This is a genomic window from Aquimarina sp. 2-A2 (genome assembly GCF_045505135.1).
Taxonomy (GTDB): Bacteria; Bacteroidota; Bacteroidia; order Flavobacteriales; family Flavobacteriaceae; genus Aquimarina; species Aquimarina intermedia.
Window position 1 is genome coordinate 138,018 of record NZ_JBJKFI010000006.1, and the last position, 16,170, is coordinate 154,187.

At 37.3% G+C, this 16,170-nt stretch carries 15 protein-coding genes and 1 tRNA gene; 14 read left to right on the top strand and 2 right to left on the bottom strand.

Features of this window, described 5'->3' with window-relative positions:
* Positions 1-14: 14 nt before the first annotated feature.
* On the bottom strand, positions 15-1,499 hold the full coding sequence (locus ACJRPK_RS14210; RefSeq protein ID WP_407140918.1) for an AAA family ATPase: 1,485 nt from the start codon (positions 1,497-1,499) through the stop codon (positions 15-17).
* A gap of 148 nt (positions 1,500-1,647) precedes the next feature.
* A tRNA-Pro gene (locus ACJRPK_RS14215) sits at positions 1,648-1,722 on the bottom strand.
* A 155-nt stretch (positions 1,723-1,877) separates the two neighbouring features.
* Between ACJRPK_RS14215 and ACJRPK_RS14220 the strand changes: the two genes are divergently transcribed.
* From ACJRPK_RS14220 to dapB, 14 genes are all read left to right on the top strand, one after another.
* A complete protein-coding gene (locus ACJRPK_RS14220) occupies positions 1,878-4,010 on the top strand; it encodes a TonB-dependent receptor family protein (RefSeq protein WP_407140920.1) in 2,133 nt (710 codons plus the stop codon).
* A 44-nt stretch (positions 4,011-4,054) separates the two neighbouring features.
* Positions 4,055-5,173, top strand: a complete 1,119-nt coding sequence (locus tag ACJRPK_RS14225) for a PQQ-dependent sugar dehydrogenase (RefSeq protein ID WP_407140922.1) — start codon at positions 4,055-4,057, stop codon at positions 5,171-5,173.
* Position 5,174: 1 nt separating this feature from the next.
* The gene (locus ACJRPK_RS14230) at positions 5,175-5,636 is read left to right on the top strand and encodes a c-type cytochrome (protein ID WP_407140924.1); all 462 of its coding nucleotides are present in this window, start codon (positions 5,175-5,177) and stop codon (positions 5,634-5,636) included.
* 13 nt (positions 5,637-5,649) lie between these two features.
* Positions 5,650-6,732 (top strand): anhydro-N-acetylmuramic acid kinase, encoded by a 1,083-nt coding sequence (locus ACJRPK_RS14235; RefSeq protein WP_407140926.1) that lies wholly within the window; start codon positions 5,650-5,652, stop codon positions 6,730-6,732.
* Positions 6,733-6,786: 54 nt separating this feature from the next.
* Complete coding sequence (gene udk, locus ACJRPK_RS14240) at positions 6,787-7,395, top strand: uridine kinase (RefSeq protein WP_148782869.1); 609 nt, start codon at positions 6,787-6,789, stop codon at positions 7,393-7,395.
* Positions 7,396-7,434: 39 nt separating this feature from the next.
* On the top strand, positions 7,435-7,794 hold the full coding sequence (locus tag ACJRPK_RS14245) for an FtsB family cell division protein (protein WP_407140928.1): 360 nt from the start codon (positions 7,435-7,437) through the stop codon (positions 7,792-7,794).
* Positions 7,787-9,154 (top strand): methylmalonyl-CoA mutase subunit beta, encoded by a 1,368-nt coding sequence (locus ACJRPK_RS14250; protein WP_407140930.1) that lies wholly within the window; start codon positions 7,787-7,789, stop codon positions 9,152-9,154. Before ACJRPK_RS14245 ends, ACJRPK_RS14250 begins: the two co-directional genes overlap by 8 nt.
* A 90-nt stretch (positions 9,155-9,244) precedes the next feature.
* Positions 9,245-9,868, top strand: coding sequence for a hypothetical protein (locus ACJRPK_RS14255; protein WP_148782871.1), 624 nt, complete (start codon positions 9,245-9,247; stop codon positions 9,866-9,868).
* A gap of 54 nt (positions 9,869-9,922) precedes the next feature.
* The gene (gene scpA / locus ACJRPK_RS14260; protein WP_407140932.1) at positions 9,923-12,055 is read left to right on the top strand and encodes a methylmalonyl-CoA mutase; all 2,133 of its coding nucleotides are present in this window, start codon (positions 9,923-9,925) and stop codon (positions 12,053-12,055) included.
* Between the two features lie 69 nt (positions 12,056-12,124).
* On the top strand, positions 12,125-13,006 hold the full coding sequence (locus ACJRPK_RS14265; RefSeq protein ID WP_407140934.1) for an SDR family oxidoreductase: 882 nt from the start codon (positions 12,125-12,127) through the stop codon (positions 13,004-13,006).
* Between the two features lie 174 nt (positions 13,007-13,180).
* Positions 13,181-13,945 carry a ParA family protein gene (locus tag ACJRPK_RS14270; RefSeq protein ID WP_148782874.1) on the top strand — a complete coding sequence of 255 codons (765 nt, stop codon included), beginning with the start codon at positions 13,181-13,183 and terminating at the stop codon, positions 13,943-13,945.
* A 6-nt stretch (positions 13,946-13,951) separates the two neighbouring features.
* Positions 13,952-14,857, top strand: a complete 906-nt coding sequence (locus ACJRPK_RS14275; protein ID WP_407140936.1) for a ParB/RepB/Spo0J family partition protein — start codon at positions 13,952-13,954, stop codon at positions 14,855-14,857.
* Complete coding sequence (locus ACJRPK_RS14280) at positions 14,847-15,431, top strand: DUF5683 domain-containing protein (RefSeq protein ID WP_407140938.1); 585 nt, start codon at positions 14,847-14,849, stop codon at positions 15,429-15,431. Before ACJRPK_RS14275 ends, ACJRPK_RS14280 begins: the two co-directional genes overlap by 11 nt.
* 9 nt (positions 15,432-15,440) lie before the next feature.
* Positions 15,441-16,151, top strand: coding sequence for a 4-hydroxy-tetrahydrodipicolinate reductase (gene dapB / locus ACJRPK_RS14285; RefSeq protein ID WP_407140940.1), 711 nt, complete (start codon positions 15,441-15,443; stop codon positions 16,149-16,151).
* Positions 16,152-16,170: the final 19 nt, after the last annotated feature.

Below are 16,170 nucleotides of genomic sequence, written 5' to 3' on the forward strand. Positions count from 1 at the left end.
TATAAATTTTACTATTACCCCTCAAAAGGAATGATTTCCTTTACTGTTTTTAAAATCTCAGGAATATCATCTTCGACCAGAGTAATAAGAATATCTTCGGTTAGTGGTGCTATTGAAACAATTCTATTTGCTTGTCTTTCTATAATTTTTTCAAACAAATTACGCATTACTCTAGCGTTACCAAATCCTTTAAAACGTTTTTCATGTAATCTTTCGATAATAGCATTTAGTTTTTCTTCAGCATCTTTAGTTAGTACAAAATCTCCTTTGGCTGCAATTAACTTAAAAATTTTTAATAACGCTTCCGCAGAAAAATGGTCAAAGCCAAAATATCTATTAAATCTAGATTGTAGTCCCGGATTGGATTGAATAAATTCTTCCATTTCATCTGGATATCCTGCCACCACAACAACCAAATTATCTCTTTGATCTTCCATCCGTTTAAGTAAGATTTCTATGGCTTCAGAACCATAGTCATTAAGTCCGCCGGAGGTAAGCGCGTATGCTTCGTCTATAAAAAGTACTCCGCCTATAGCTGCTTTAATAATCTCATCCGCCTTTATGGCTGTCTGCCCAACATACCCCGCCACCATTCCTGAGCGATCTGTTTCGACCAAGTGTCCTTTCTCTAGATACCCTAAGTGCTTATAAATTCTACCTAACATCCGCGCAACTGTTGTTTTTCCGGTGCCGGGAGGCCCCATAAATACTGCATGCAACGAATTAGAGCTAGTTTTTAACCCCTTCTCTTCACGGATTTTTTGCACCTTTAGAAAATTAGTCAGGTCTTCTACGCTCTTTTTTACCTCTTCAAGCCCCACCAGCTCGGCTAACTCTGCCATTACGATTTCTAAAGAATCGGTTTCTGCAACTTCTGTATACTTGGCTTCAGCAACTATTACTTTAGGATGGAGCACCTTATCCGATATTTTTTTCAATAATATTTCTTCCTTTTTTGAAACCCTGTCATCTGACTTTATGAGTAAAGAAGCTATTCTAGTAAGGAAAAGGCTAATGGCTATCGTATGCTCACTTTTGATTTTTGTCAAAATAGCCGGAATTATCATCTCCGACTTCATCTCATCAATTTCTTCAAAAAAAGAAGTTTCTCTTATTATATGTATGTTTTTATCAAACTGTGTTGATAGCGGAAGTTCATTAATTTTTTTAAGGTCATATAGCGTACTGATATCTTTTCCTTGCAACTTCTCATAGAGAAAAATTAAAATAAATTTTGCTCTTGTAGGTATTTTAGAATATTCGCCACATACAACAGCAAAATCATTGAAAATAGACACAACATCATTGTAAAGAATATGTGCTGCCTTATATTCGATATTCTGAAATTCTCGCTTGGTCAAAGGAAGTACAGCGCTATTAAATGCTTGTTGGTTGTCTAGCGACGTGCATGCATTCCATACCTTGTCACTTTCCTTTTTTAATAGCATTAAATGTTGTGAAGAAATTTCTAAAGGAATGAACCCTGTTTCTTTTTTCATTTTCTCAATTTTTCGAGTATAAAACTAAGTGTTTTTCATTATTAATCCCGAATAATCTACATATTTCCTAAGGTATTCCAACCATATTTCGAAGAAAGCTTACAACAAAAAAGAAAATCCAACCACTTTAGTGATTGGATTTTCTTAGTCGGGGTGGCAGGATTCGAACCTGCGACCTCCGCGTCCCAAACGCGGCGCGATAACCGGGCTACGCTACACCCCGAGAAGGTTATCCCTTTTTGCGGGTGCAAATATAAATAAACTGTTTTATTAAAACCCAATAAATCGTAAAAACATTTATTTATTTTTTATAAGATCGCATTAAAAACTTTTTCTGCGATTCATGTTTTATAAGTTTCGGATATTTGAATAAAAAAATTGAAAGCTCTCTTATTATTTTTAATCGTACTCTCTTTTACTCTTCACCTCTCTGCGCAGGAAAAAACAAATGAAGTTTCAACAGATCGCAATGCTTCAGATTCTGTTCAGGTAATCGAATCAGAAGTTATTCCGTTGGACCAAGTAACCCTTACGGGACTTAGCCTAACAACTAAGTTAACTGAGATCTCACAAGCAGTTTCTATAATTAATAAAAGTAAACTAGCACAAGAACGACCTATAACATTATCACCAGTAATCAATCAAGTTCCCGGAGTATTCATGCAAAGCGGAACGCTTAACACTAATCGTATAACGATTCGTGGTATCGGTGCCCGCAGTCTTTTTGGTACTGCTAATATTCGAGCATATTTTGGAGAAATTCCGCTAACTGATGGTAATGGAGAATCAGTCATTGAAGATCTTGAACTTGCCTCGGTATCTCAGATCGAAATTTACAAAGGTCCGGCAGCCAGTAGTTTTGGTGTAGGTTTAGGAGGTACCTTGATTCTACAACCTCTGTACCATAACAATGCAACACCCGAGGTGACTTTTACTACACAATTAGGTAGCTACAATTTCAAAAAAGTTGTCGGTACTGCTGGATTTTCAAAAAAAGGACAGTCCATCAACCTAATTTACAGTACCAATCACAGCGATGGCTATCGTGAGAACAACGCCTATAATCGCAACACCTTTACCGGTGTCATGAAGTTTGACCTTAGCAGCAAGGATGAACTTGCTGTATTGGCTAGTTATATACACCTAAACGCACAAATTCCGAGTTCGTTATCTCAAGAAGATTTTGACACTACCCCCAAAAAAGCAGCTTTTACCTGGGGAGCTTCCAAAGCTTTTGAACATGTTAATCAAGGTCTTTTAGGTTTGACCTGGACACATGATTATAGTGATAACCTCTTGCAAAGCACTAGCATATTCACCTCTGCCAAAGACAACAAAGAACCGCGTCCGTTTAATATTCTTGAAGAACAAACGTATGGTCTCGGCTTAAGAAGCAAATTGCAAGGAAATAATCAATTACTAAGCCTACCTATAAAATGGATGGTCGGTGTGGAAGGCTTTACTGACTCCTACAATGCGCAAACCTTTGAAAATACTTACGAAGATAATCCTAAAGGCAGTGGCAGCAGTTACGGAGAGCAATTATCCGATCTTGAAGAGCGGCGAAGTTACGCCAATCTTTTTGCAGAAACTACCTGGGACTTGACTTCGAAATTAAAATTTAATACAGGGATTCATGCCAATTACACCTTTTATACATTAGATAATCGACTCACCAATACTACCATAAATCAACTGGGTGACTATGATTTTGATCTCATTCTTTCGCCAAAATTTGGTCTCATATATACCTTTACAAAGAATCTGAATATTTACGGATCTGTTGCCCATGGCTTCTCCATGCCTAGCACTGCCGAAACCATTTTACCCGATGGCACACGTAACAGGAATTTACAGCCGGAGATTGGCTGGAATTTTGAAATCGGAACGCGTTTTAGCTCATTCAATAATAAATTGAACGGCAGCATAGCGTTGTACACTATGAGTATTGACGATTTATTGGTTTCAAGACGTACACAGGAAGATAATTTTTTTGCTATTAATGCAGGTGAAACAAGACACTCCGGCATTGAAGCCCAACTATCTTACCCGATTTTTACTCACAAAGCGACTCGTATTACAGCCTATGTTAATGCTACAATAAATAACCACCGATTCAGAACCTTTATTGACAAGGAGCAAGATTTTTCGGGCAATGAGCTGACCGGTGTACCTTCTGAAGTATTAAATGCAGGCATCAATCTAATGACAAGAAATTCATTTTACGGTATGGTAAGTATGCAATATGTAGGTGATATTCCGGTGAATGATGGAAACACTGTGTATACTGACAATTATACACTACTCAATGCACAGCTTGGCTATAAAAACAAAATGCTGAAACGACTGCACTATGATCTTTTCCTGAACCTCAATAATATAACAAATTCTAAATATGCCGCTCAGGTTCAAGTGAATGCCATTGGATTTGGAAACAATGCTCCGCGCTATTTTTATCCGGGGGTACCATTCAACTATTCTGCTGGCATTAACATAAAATATAGCCTTTAAAAAATAATTCTTCGTATTTTTCAATCTTTAAAAACTCACTATTTATGAGACAGCATTTTTTTAGAATTTTATTCTTGCTTCCGCTATTTCTTGCTTGTGCGCAAGAAAAAATTAATGATATTGAACTTGAAGAAGATCCAAAAAATTATTCAACAGAGCTTGTCGTTCCCGAATTACAAATTCCGTGGGGAATGACCTGGCTGCCTGATGGAAGTATGCTTATTACAGAAAAAAGCGGCGAACTAATCCATTTTAAAGACGGAAAGAAAACTTCAATTACTAATGTTCCCGAGGTATATAATCGCAATCAAGGAGGTTTGTTAGATATAGAGGTGCATCCAAAGTATAATGAGAATGGTTGGCTCTATATGACTTATTCATCGACAGAGGGTGAACAGAAAGGAGGACACACCGCGCTGATTAGAGCAAAACTGCAAAATAATTCGTTAACTGATATTGAAAAGCTATATAAAGGAAGCCCAAACACCACAAAAGGACATCATTTTGGTTCCAGAATTGAATTTGATAATGATGGCTTTGTATATTTCAGTATTGGAGATCGTGGAGATCGCGATCACAACCCACAGGACATCACCCGTGACGGAGGTAAAATTTATAGATTACATGATGATGGACGTATCCCTACCGACAACCCGTTTGTAGATAAAAAAGATGCCAAAAAAGCAATTTTCTCTTACGGTCATCGCAATCCGCAAGGAATGGCTATACATCCCGAAACCGGAATGATTTGGGTGCATGAGCATGGTCCTCGTGGTGGTGATGAGATAAACCCTGTTAAAAAAGGGGGTAATTATGGATGGCCTGTAATTACTTACGGCATCAATTATAGCGGCACCTCTATAACAGATCAGACTCAAAAAGAAGGTATGGAACAACCACTCTATTATTGGGTTCCCTCAATTGCTCCCAGCGGAATGGATTTTGTTACCAGTCCAATCTATCCGGACTGGAAAAACGGAATTATTGCGGGTTCTTTAAAATTTCAATACTTGGAGTTATTAATCCTTGAAGAAAATAATATAGTCAAAAGACAAAAATTGCTAGCCGATATTGGCAGAGTACGTAATGTACGTCAAGGACCTGATGGTTATCTGTATGTAGCTGTTGAGTCAAAAGGTATTTTTAAAATTATTCCTAATTAATATGAGTTATTTAGTAACACTACCCGGTATCATGCTGAGCACCGTACTCTTTTTGAACCTGCAAGATTATTCTAAATCACATGAGCTATCGGAGTACCAGCCTATAAAAGAAAACATGTTCCAAGTAAAAACACTTGAAGAAAGCATGGTAGCCGGTGAAGAAATATATCTTGATTTTTGCATGCAGTGTCACTTGGCAGATGGTAAAGGTGTTCCCAACGCGTTTCCACCCCTTGCAGGCTCTGATTGGCTCTCGAGTAAACGAAAGGAAAGCATTCATGCTATTAAATTTGGGCTGAATGGCGAAATTAAAGTGAATGATGTGATCTACAACAGCGCTATGACACCCCTTGGACTGGAAGATGAAGAAATTGCAGATGTCATGAATTATATTATGAATAGTTGGGGAAACACACAAGAAACTATGGTAACCCCTGAAGAAGTCGCAGCAATTAAAAAATAAATTTTTAAGAGCTATGACAGTTATTAAAGAATATCGTGTAATTGGACTAATGTCGGGTACCTCTCTTGATGGTTTGGATATCGCCTACTGCAATTTTAAATTAGAAAATGGTCGATGGTCCTATCAAATTTTAGAAACGGATAGTATTAACTACACTCCCGATTTTAAAGCACAGTTAAAAAATGCAATTTACTTGCAAAGTCATGCTTTGATAGCGTTACACAATACTTTTGGCTCTTGGATGGGAACTCAGGTTGCTGATTTTATTAAAAAGCACGAACTCGTAGTTGATTTTATAGCAAGTCACGGACATACTGTACTACATCAGCCGGATATAGGAATTACATATCAGATCGGATCCGGACAACATTTAGCAAATAGCTCAGGACAAAAAGTGATCTGTGATTTTAGAACGAATGATGTCTATTATGGAGGACAAGGTGCTCCGTTAGTGCCTATTGGTGACGAGTTATTATTTTCAGAATACGATTATTGTTTAAATCTTGGCGGTATAAGCAATATTTCCCTGAAACAAAATAATATACGAATTGCCTATGACATCGCTCCGGTAAATATGTTACTAAATCATATCTGTAATAGCATCAACCTCGACTATGATGACGAAGGTAAACTAGGAAGAAGCGGACAGCTAAACACTGCTTTGCTGCAGCACTTAAATTCTCTGGACTATTATTCGCAATCCATACCCAAATCATTAGGATATGAGTGGTTTGCATCACAGATACTACCTGTACTGGATCATCATCCTGATACTACAGAAAATTTATTATACACTTCTGTTCATCATATCGCACAACAACTAGCCAAAGCTATCCATTCACACAAACTTTCTAATGCAACAATACTTGCGACCGGAGGTGGCGCAAAAAACATCTATTTTATAGAAGTGCTTCGACAAAAATTAGGGGATCAATTTACCATCGTATGTCCTGAAGAAGAACTGATTGATCATAAAGAATCTCTTATTTTTGCATTCATGGGAGTACTCAAAGAACGAAATGAGATAAACTGCTTAAGCGCAGTAACCGGTGCCAGAAAAGACAGCTCTTCAGGAGTAATTTTTAATCCAGCGTAAAACTTTATCAAAAAGATTACATAGCTTTCCTTAAATTTGCCGAAAAATCAAGAAATGCTAATTATTGGGATCGCAGGAGGTACAGGTTGTGGAAAAACCACAGTGGTGAATCAAATTATCAACGAACTATCTGATAATGAGGTGTGTGTGATATCACAAGATTCATATTATAAAGACACAAGCCACCTAAGTTATGAAGAACGTACAAAGATTAATTTTGACCACCCTAAATCCATCGATTTTGAACTGCTGGTAGAACATTTGAGAGAATTAAGAAAAGGTAACACTATTGAGCAACCCAATTACTCATTTGTAGAACACAATCGCACCGGCGAAACTATCACCACACGTCCTAGTAAAGTTATAATTGTAGAAGGTATTCTGATATTAACGAATCCGCAAATTCGGGAAATGTTCGATATTAAAATATTTGTTCATGCTGATAGTGACGAACGTTTAATACGTCGTTTAAAAAGGGACATTGCAGAACGTGGTCGTGATATGCAGGAAGTTTTAGATCGTTATCAAACCACGTTAAAGCCCATGCATCAGCAATTTATAGATCCCACAAAAGAATTTGCCGATTTGATTATTCCTAATAATCATTATAATACGGTGGCCGTTGATGTAGTTCGTTCAATTATTAAGGAACGCTTGGATTAACTTTTTGTACCTTTACACAGCAACAAATCCTATTACTGATTGAAGTTTAAAAAGTATCTTAACGATTTAAAAAGTAAGCCAGCACTGATTCCTGTCTTTGCTATTCTATTTAATAAATACGTTCTTATTATTCTCGTATTTGTAATTTGGATGCTTTTTTTGGATACAAACTCTTGGCTTATCCATCGAGAATTAGATGGTGAAATACAAGAACTTAAAAATAACAAAGAGTATTACATAAAAGAAATTATAAAAGATCAAAAAGATATAAAAGTTCTGAAAGACAGTAGTGAACTTGAAAAATTTGCAAGAGAGACCTACTTTATGAAACGGGATGATGAAGAAATTTACATTATCGAGTATCAGGACAGCATTTTAAATTTTAAAGACAATGACTAAATCTTTATTTGAAGGTTTTGACGAAGTTTCAGCAAAACAGTGGAAGCAAAAAATTCAGGTGGACTTGAAAGGTGCGGATTATAATGAAGCATTGATATACAAATCACTTGAAGGAATTGACATTAAACCTTTCTACAATCAAGAAGATCTTGAAGGTTTACATATTCAAAATCACCATCCCTCCCATTGGAAGGTTACTCAAAAAATTGAAGTTAAAGATAGTATTCAAGGCAATGAGGCAGCTCTGGATAGTATTTCTAAGGGCGCTGAATCATTATTCTTTGTCATTGAGAATGACACCGTCGACATAAGCATACTCCTAAATAATGTTCCTGAAGAGACACCCATATATCTTGCGCCACAATTTTTATCTATTTCCTTTTGTGAGACAGTGAACACTTTTGCAGCACATAATAAAAATGCCATTTATCTCCTTACAGATAGCATAGGAAATTTGGCAAAATCAGGTAACTGGTATGAGACATTAGAGAAGGATAAGAGTAATGTAGATACAGTTTCAAAAACCGGAACACATTTACAAAGCACCCTTTCTGTTGATATAAGTTTATATCAAAATGCAGGAGCAACCATGGTACAGCAACTAGCATACGGTCTTGCTCAGGCTAATGAATATTTAAATCAATTTGAACAATCTGGTTCCGAAGGGTTGAAAAAAAATGAGATCGTTTTTACGGTTGCTGTTGGTGGAAATTATTTTTTTGAAATTGCAAAATTAAAAGCGTTGCGATTACTATGGAAAAGCTTAAGTAACGAATATAATGATTTTACCTCTTCTTGTCATATAGTAGCCTTTCCTTCTACGCGTAATAAGACGGTATTAGATTATAACGTTAATATGTTGCGAACAACAATGGAAAGCATGAGTGCCATATTAGGAGGTGCTGATGCAGTTTACAATATGCCCTATGATGCGGTTTATCACAATGAAAATGAATTTGGAAATCGCATTGCCATCAATCAGTTACTCGTGCTCAAACATGAAAGTAATTTTGATATGGTTAGCAATCCGGCATCCGGCTCGTATTATATAGAAACCTTAACTGATCAATTAGCAAAGGAAGCATTGGATATTTTTAAAAGTATCGAAAAAGGTGGTGGTTTTTTAACTCAATTAAAATCTGGACAAATTCAGAAGAAAATTAAAGAAAGCGCCACGAGTGAGCAAATTTTATTTGATAAGGCGAAGATTAAATTAACCGGCGCAAATACTTATAGAAATAATGACGAAGTGCTCCCGGAATTCGAGAAATCTCCCTTTTTAGAAAAAAAATCACGTAAAACGTTAATTGAACCTGTAATAATGCGAAGATTGGCCGAAAAAATCGAGAAAAACTTATAAATTCAGGTATTTTTCAGAATATATTCTTACATTTAACATCTATTTAACTTAACCCTTTTATTAAAGCTACTAAATCTGAATCACCCCCCTATGATTAGATCTAGATTACTTTTGATGTTGTTCATCATTGTGACAACTCAATCCATCTATGCGCAAGAATCTTTTGATTGTTCGAGCATCGACGATACCGGTTTAATTACTAAAGCCTTTCAATCGTTTGAGAAGGACATTTTCAGTCATTATAATTTTGGCAATGATTCTATAAAAACATACCGAACCTTTTTGGCAGAGGTAGCTAGTTTATCTATAGATCTAAAGAAATTACCTTCTAAAAATTCCATAACTCATACACGCCTTTTTAAAAAAGGTGTCAAAAACAAAGGATCCATATGGATACCTTTGAGCGAGTATGAAAATCAACGTGCTGAAAATAAGACAGCAACAACAGTAGCAAAAAAGAAAAACGAAGAAGCGATCATGATTTTTAACTATAGAGGTGGCTTTATTCAATGCTTAAAAAATACCAGTAAAGGCGATAATTTAAGAGAAATCATAGACATCCTTGAAGAAGACGGTAATGTAAGCACCTCGCTTATTGCGCAACGAATTTATTACATTCCGGATTCAGAATTTAACTCTATTTCAGTAAAAAAGTTCATTGCATTCGATATTTATTATTCTATCCTAATGGTTATCGAAAAAGCCTTTGGGTAATCCCTATAAAACATTAAATTTGGTCATTCGTATTGTTACACCAATATATCGTACATGACCCGAAAAGACATTCAACATATTACTCTTGAGTCGAACTCATTAAATTCACCTCAGAAAGAAATAGTTAGCAACAAGATGCCAGAAGGCATCGAAGTAAAATCTGGCTATACGAAGCAGGATATCGACTCCCTTACGCATCTTAATTTTGCTGCAGGACTTCCTCCTTTTTTACGAGGTCCTTATTCTACAATGTATGTCAGGCGTCCGTGGACTGTTAGACAATACGCAGGATTTTCTACAGCAGAAGAAAGTAATGCCTTTTACCGACGTAATTTGGCTGCGGGTCAAAAAGGATTATCGGTAGCTTTTGATTTGGCAACGCACCGAGGTTACGACAGTGACCATGAACGCGTTTATGGAGATGTGGGTATGGCTGGTGTTGCTATTGATACCGTAGAAGACATGAAGGTGCTGTTTGATCAGATACCACTCGATAAAATGTCCGTTTCTATGACAATGAACGGCGCTGTACTACCCATTATGGCTTTTTACATAGTTGCAGCCGAGGAACAGGGTGTAGACAAAAAGCTACTCGCCGGTACCATTCAAAATGATATTCTTAAAGAATTCATGGTACGCAACACCTATATCTATCCTCCTACGCCTTCAATGCGAATTATCAGTGATATTTTTAGCTATTGTTCTCAAAATATGCCTAAGTTTAATCCTATCAGCATTTCGGGCTATCATATGCAAGAGGCAGGAGCTACCTGTGATATTGAATTAGCATACACCTTGGCTGACGGACTCGAGTATATTCGTAAAGGTATTGAAGCCGGCATGGATGTGGATTCTTTTGCCCCTCGCCTTTCATTTTTCTGGGCTATCGGCATGAATCATTTTATGGAAATTGCAAAAATGAGAGCTGCCCGCATGTTGTGGGCAAAACTTATTAAACAATTTAATCCTACAAACCCAAAATCGCTAATGTTGCGTACACATTGTCAGACTAGCGGATGGAGTCTTACAGCACAGGATCCCTTTAACAATGTTGCAAGAACGTGTATAGAGGCTAGTGCCGCAGCTTTTGGAGGCACACAAAGCTTACATACCAATGCGTTGGATGAAGCTATAGCTTTACCAACTGACTTCTCAGCAAGAATTGCACGTAATACCCAGATTTTTTTGCAGGATGAAACACAAATTACTCGTACGGTAGATCCATGGGCCGGGAGTTACTATGTAGAATCTCTTACACAAGAGATTGCTGACAAAGCTTGGCAATTGATTGAAGAAGTTGAAGCTTTGGGCGGAATGACAAAAGCAATTGAAGCAGGAATTCCCAAAATGAGAATCGAAGAAGCTGCTGCAAGAAAACAGGCGCGGATTGATAGTGAACAAGATGTGATAATTGGCGTCAATAAATATCAACTTGAAGAAGAAGATGCCATAAGCACTTTAAAAGTTGATAACAACGCAGTACGAAAACAACAAATTGACGGTCTTAATCGCGTAAAAGCAACCCGAGATAATCATGCAGTTTCCCTTTCCTTAGCAGCTCTTGAAAAAGCAGCCGAAAGCAAACAGGAAAACTTATTAGAACTTGCGGTTGAAGCTGCTAGAAAAAGAGCTACCTTAGGAGAAATAAGTGATGCTTTAGAAAAGAAATTCGGACGCTACAAAGCAGAAATAAAATCATTTACAGGAGTGTACTCAAAAGAGATAAAGAATGACGCCGCTTTTGAAGAAGCCAGAAAATTAGCAAATCGTTTCGCTGAGCTTGATGGACGACGACCAAGAATCATGATTGCCAAAATGGGGCAAGATGGACATGATCGCGGTGCAAAAGTGGTAGCTACAAGCTATGCTGATGTAGGATTTGATGTGGATATAGGCCCCTTGTTTCAAACCCCAAAAGAAGCTGCCAAACAAGCGGTCGAAAATGATGTGCATGTTGTAGGGGTATCCTCATTAGCAGGAGGACACACAACATTAGTCCCACAAATTATTGATGAACTTAAAAAGTATAACCGAGAGGATATTATGGTTATCGTTGGAGGCGTTATTCCTCCGGATGATTATGACTATCTTTTTGATGCTGGAGCTGTAGCAATTTTTGGACCTGGAACCAAAATAAGCAAAGCTGCAATTACTATCCTGGATATCTTGATTGATGTTCGCAGTTAATTTACTATGCATGCATAGTTTTTAACGTATTAATTGTATCTTTCACACAAATATGATACATATACGCTCATGAATTATACAAATAAAATGCTTCGTGATGGAGCGCTCAAAGGAAAAAACATCGTAGTTACAGGTGGTGGAAGTGGATTAGGAAAATCAATGACCAAATACTTCCTGGAACTTGGGGCTAAAGTGGCAATCACTTCCCGTAATCTTGAAAAATTAAAGACCACAGCAAAAGAATTAGAGGATGAAACCGGTAGCGTTTGTTTACCATTGCAATGTGATGTGCGTCATTATGACCAGGTCGAAGCGATGCGAGATCAGGTTTTAGATGCATTTGGTACAGTTGATATTTTGCTGAATAATGCTGCTGGAAATTTCATTTCTCCTACAGAACGTTTGTCTGCTAATGCTTTTGATACCATTATTGACATTGTTCTAAAAGGTACAAAAAACTGCACCTTAGCTTTTGGTAAGCATTGGATTGACACCAAATATGAAAATACGGTGGTATTAAATATTGTTACCACCTATGCATGGACTGGTTCTGCGTATGTAGTACCAAGCGCTACGGCAAAGGCAGGTGTTTTGGCATTAACCAGATCACTCGCGGTAGAATGGGCAAAATACGGAATGCGTTTTAATGCAATTGCTCCGGGACCTTTTCCTACTAAAGGAGCATGGGATCGTTTACTTCCCGGTGAATTAAAAGAAAAATTTGATCTGGCCAAACGTGTGCCTTTAAAACGCGTTGGGGATCATCAGGAACTTGCAAATTTAGCCGCATATCTAGTATCAGATTTTGCTGCCTATGTCAATGGAGAAGTTGTCACGCTGGATGGAGGAGAATGGCTCAAAGGTGCAGGGCAATTTAATCTTTTAGAAGAAGTTCCTTCAGAAATGTGGGACATGCTAGAGGCTATGATTCGATCAAAGAAGAATAAATAAAATAAGTTATCATACTATTTTTTTTTCAAAAGAGTCGCTTATTCAGTGGCTCTTTTCCTTGTTTGTCTCATTTTAAAACTTCTTTGTAGAGCGTTATAAAGTACTGTTAATATTTTTCATTTTTATAATGTATAATAAATTGTATTTTTACCTCTTAAATCCAAATCGTCCCCTATGGGTAAAATTATCGCTATTGCCAATCAAAAAGGAGGTGTAGGTAAAACTACAACCTCAGTTAACCTAGCTGCTTCTTTAGGTGTACTTGAAAAAAAAGTATTACTTATAGATGCTGATCCTCAAGCCAATGCAACCTCAGGGCTTGGATTGGATGTTGAGAGCATTGAGAAGGGAACCTACCAAATTCTGGAGCATACCATAACTCCCGAAGAGGCAATTATTCCGACCAATTCTCCAAATGTTGATATTATACCGGCTCATATTGATCTGGTTGCTATTGAGATCGAGCTGGTTGATAAAGAACAACGCGAGTATATGCTCAAAAAAGCTATTGGTCACCTCAAAGAACAATATGATTATGTGTTGATCGATTGCGCTCCTTCATTAGGGCTATTAACGCTTAATGCATTAACCGCTTCAGATTCTGTGATTATACCGATACAGTGTGAATATTTCGCTCTAGAAGGATTAGGTAAGCTTTTGAACACAATTAAAAGTGTACAAAAAATTCATAATAAGAATCTGGATATCGAAGGATTACTGCTTACCATGTATGATTCGAGGCTTCGTTTATCTAACCAGGTAGTAGAAGAGGTGCAAAAACATTTTAACGAGATGGTGTTTAAAACCATCATCCAAAGAAACATTCGATTAAGTGAAGCCCCAAGTTATGGAGAGAGCATAATTAATTATGACGCTGCTAGTAAAGGAGCAAGTAATTACTTAAGTTTGGCGCACGAAATTATCAAGAAAAACAGTTAAGGATACATGGCGAAGGCAACAAAAAAACAAGCATTAGGCCGAGGATTATCGGCATTACTTAAGGATCCCGAAAATGATATAAAATCCGCAGAGGATAAGAATGCTGACAAGGTAGTTGGAAATATCATAGAACTAGAACTTGAAAGCATCGATGTCAACCCTTTTCAACCAAGAACCAGTTTCAACGACGAGACATTGCAAGAACTCGCAACTTCGATCAGAGAAGTAGGTGTGATACAACCTATCACCGTTCGTAAATTGGATTTTAACACGTACCAGCTGGTAAGTGGAGAACGTCGATTTAGAGCTTCAAAATTAGCAGGTCTAGAAACGATTCCAGCATATATTCGCATAGCCAATGATCAGGAATCTCTGACAATGGCCTTGGTAGAAAACATTCAGCGTCAGGATCTCGATCCTATCGAGATCGCACTCTCCTATCAACGTTTGATTGATGAGATTGATTTAACACAGGAACAATTAAGCGACCGTGTAGGTAAAAAACGATCTACCATTGCAAACTACCTGCGTTTATTAAAACTGGATCCAATTGTACAGACGGGAATCCGAGATGGATTTATTTCTATGGGACATGGTCGCGCAATGATTAATATCGACGATCAGCAAAAGCAACTTGATATTTATGAAAAAATCATAGCCAACACCCTTTCGGTAAGAGAAACGGAAAAGTTAGTTAAAACTATTGATCAGGATGAAACTTCCGTTACAAAACCTGCACCTTCTTCAAAGGTTCCAAAATATGTGGAAAGTAGCATGAATGAGTTTTCTGATTTTTTCGGAGCAAAAATTGATGTCAAGGTTTCGGGTCGCGGTCGCGGAAAATTAATTATACCCTTCTCCTCTGAAGAAGATTTTAACCGCATAAAGAAATTAATAAGTAGTGAAAAATAAACATGCTTATATATTCTTAATTCTTTGTCTCCTGTCAAGCACTATGTTGTTTGCACAGGACGTAGATTCATTGAAAATTGATACCGAAATTCAGGAGGTTAAAGTAAAAAAGAAAAGAAAAATTCGACCTTATGAACCGTTGGCACCGGCCAAAGCCGCTTTTTATTCGGCAGTACTCCCGGGTTTAGGACAAGCATACACAGGTAAATATTGGAAAATGCCGATTGTATATGCTGCCTTAGGTACCGGTATATATTTTTACGTTGACAATACAGACAAGTATAATACAGTACGAGATATTTACAAAAGGAGATTAGCTGGTTTTACAGATGATGAGTTCGCTAACATTAGCGATGATCAGTTGATTCAACTACAACGTCGTTTTAGACGAGAACAAGAACTATCGCTTCTTGTGACGGTAGGAATTTATATTTTAAACATTATTGATGCAAATGTCACGGCACATTTACAGCAATATAATATTTCTGATGACCTATCTTTTAAACCAAAAGTAAATATGAACGATTTTAATGCCAAGCCAAGTTATGGCGTGTCTTTAAACTACAGCTTTTAACCAATCACTATGAAAATCGCACTATTAGGCTATGGTAAGATGGGAAAAACCATCGAACAAATTGCGTTAGAACGTGGTCACTCTATCGTTCTTAAAGTTGGTAAAAATGATACGAACTACGATTTAACAAGCGCAGATGTGGCCATTGATTTTAGCATTCCGGACGCGGCGGTTGAGAATATTACTAGATGTTTTGAAGCTTCTGTTCCTATTATTTGTGGAACGACTGGTTGGCTTGATCATTTTGAGGAAACGGTAAGCTTATGTCATCAAAAAAAGGGTGCTTTTATATATGCTTCAAATTTTAGTTTGGGTGTAAACCTTTATTTTGAACTAAACAAAAAACTAGCGCAAATGATGAAGCCTCTGGACACCTATGCCGTTGCTATCGAAGAAATTCATCATTTACAGAAACTTGACGCTCCCAGCGGTACCGCAATTACCTTGGCTGAGGATATTATAGCTACTAGTGACACTACCAATTGGTTTTTAAAAGATACAACTGATACAATTGCCACCAATGGTATCCCAATTACTGCAAAACGCGAACCCGAAGTGCCGGGAACGCATACTGTGCAGTATACATCACAAATAGATACCATCGAAATTAAACATACTGCCCATAATCGCAATGGTTTTGCATTAGGTGCAATAGTCGCCGCAGAGTGGCTTCAAAATAAAACCGGCGTCTATACGATGAAGGATGTGTTGGGATTATAAAATAATATATTATACAAAC

What these genes read in the sequence shown, in the direction of transcription:
- ACJRPK_RS14255 (WP_148782871.1), top strand. Translation starts at nt 9,245, where the DNA reads ATGATTAGATCTAGATTACTTTTGATGTTGTTCATCATTGTGACAACT.
- ACJRPK_RS14235 (WP_407140926.1), top strand. Translation starts at nt 5,650, where the DNA reads ATGACAGTTATTAAAGAATATCGTGTAATTGGACTAATGTCGGGTACC.
- ACJRPK_RS14230 (WP_407140924.1), top strand. Translation starts at nt 5,175, where the DNA reads ATGAGTTATTTAGTAACACTACCCGGTATCATGCTGAGCACCGTACTC.
- scpA (WP_407140932.1), top strand. Translation starts at nt 9,923, where the DNA reads ATGACCCGAAAAGACATTCAACATATTACTCTTGAGTCGAACTCATTA.
- dapB (WP_407140940.1), top strand. Translation starts at nt 15,441, where the DNA reads ATGAAAATCGCACTATTAGGCTATGGTAAGATGGGAAAAACCATCGAA.
- ACJRPK_RS14270 (WP_148782874.1), top strand. Translation starts at nt 13,181, where the DNA reads ATGGGTAAAATTATCGCTATTGCCAATCAAAAAGGAGGTGTAGGTAAA.
- ACJRPK_RS14275 (WP_407140936.1), top strand. Translation starts at nt 13,952, where the DNA reads ATGGCGAAGGCAACAAAAAAACAAGCATTAGGCCGAGGATTATCGGCA.
- ACJRPK_RS14210 (WP_407140918.1), bottom strand. Translation starts at nt 1,499, where the DNA reads ATGAAAAAAGAAACAGGGTTCATTCCTTTAGAAATTTCTTCACAACAT.
- ACJRPK_RS14225 (WP_407140922.1), top strand. Translation starts at nt 4,055, where the DNA reads ATGAGACAGCATTTTTTTAGAATTTTATTCTTGCTTCCGCTATTTCTT.
- ACJRPK_RS14250 (WP_407140930.1), top strand. Translation starts at nt 7,787, where the DNA reads ATGACTAAATCTTTATTTGAAGGTTTTGACGAAGTTTCAGCAAAACAG.
- udk (WP_148782869.1), top strand. Translation starts at nt 6,787, where the DNA reads ATGCTAATTATTGGGATCGCAGGAGGTACAGGTTGTGGAAAAACCACA.
- ACJRPK_RS14265 (WP_407140934.1), top strand. Translation starts at nt 12,125, where the DNA reads ATGAATTATACAAATAAAATGCTTCGTGATGGAGCGCTCAAAGGAAAA.